Source organism: Microbacterium sp. CPCC 204701, from assembly GCF_004010105.1.
In the GTDB taxonomy this organism is placed as follows: domain Bacteria; phylum Actinomycetota; class Actinomycetes; order Actinomycetales; family Microbacteriaceae; genus Microbacterium.
The window spans coordinates 1-1,190 of record NZ_RRYE01000603.1 but is presented as its reverse complement, the minus strand read 5'-3'; the positions used below and the strand labels follow the sequence as shown (position 1 = coordinate 1,190).

2 protein-coding genes are annotated in these 1,190 nt (G+C 71.7%); both read right to left on the bottom strand.

Annotated elements, in window-relative coordinates:
* Window positions 1-572, bottom strand: a 572-nt coding sequence (locus tag EIO58_RS18245) for an enoyl-CoA hydratase/isomerase family protein (protein ID WP_164861881.1), incomplete at its 3' end; no start/stop codon positions are given.
* A 16-nt stretch (window positions 573-588) separates the two neighbouring features.
* Window positions 589-1,190: SDR family oxidoreductase (locus tag EIO58_RS18240; RefSeq protein ID WP_127820589.1), on the bottom strand; the 602-nt coding region annotated here is incomplete at its 5' end.

Below are 1,190 nucleotides of genomic sequence, written 5' to 3'. Positions count from 1 at the left end.
CGCGCGGCGACCTCGGCGCCGGGCGCGACCTCGGCGACCAGGCCCCACTCGAGCGCGGTCGCCGCGTCGATGGTGCGGTCCTGCAGCAGCAGCTGCAGCGCGCGGCGCTGCCCGATCGCGGCGGGAAGCAGCGTCGAGACCCCGAGGTCTGGCGTGAGGCCGATGTTGGCGTACTTGCTCACGAACTTCGCAGCGTCCGAGGCGACGATGTAGTCGGCGCTCAGCATGAGGCCGAGGCCCCCGCCCGCGACGGCCCCCTGCACGGCGGCGACGATCGGCTTGTCGGACTCCACGAACGTGCGGATGCCCTCGTGGATGATGCGCGCCGTGGCCGTGACCTCGGAGCCGGCCGCGCCCGACGTCGCCATCGCGATCACGTCGCCGCCGGCGCAGAACGCGGGGCCTGCGGCATCCAGGATCACCGCTCCGACGGCCGGGTCGGACGTGACGGTGCGCGCGACCTCACGCCACCGCTCGCCCATCTCGAAGTCCATCGCATTGAGGTACGAGGGGCGGTTGAACGTCACGCGGGCAAGGCCCTCCGCGACGTGCAGCAGGATCGATTCGCTCATGCTCGGTGCTCCCGGTTCACTTGGGCGCCATGCGGATGGCGCCGTCGAGGCGGATGGTCTCGCCGTTGAGGTAGCCGTTGTCGACGATCGACATGACCAGTGCGGCGTACTCGTCCGGCCGGCCGAGTCGCTGCGGGTACGGCACCTGCTGCCCGAGCGAGTCCTGCGCGCCCTGAGGCAGCCCCTTGAGCATCGGCGTCTCCATGATGCCCGGCGCTATCGTGCACACCCGGATGCCGTAGCGCGCCAGTTCGCGCGCGATCGGAAGGGTCATCGCATGCACACCGCCCTTCGACGCCGAGTACGCGGGCTGGCCGATCTGCCCGTCGAACGCCGCGACGCTCGCCGTGCTGACGATGACACCGCGGTCACCGTCCTGCGTCGGCTCGGTCTCGGCCATGACCGCCGACGCCTGCGCGATGACGTTGTAGGTGCCGACGAGGTTGATGCGGATGATCCGCTCGAAGTCCGCGAGCGGTGTCGGTGCGCCCTCGCGATCGAGCACCTTGGCCGGCGGCGCGATGCCGGCGCAGTTCACCACGACACGGAGGGCGCCGGATGCCGCAGCCGCAGCGGCGGCGGCGGCCACCTGCTCGACGGACGTGACGTCGGCCGGCG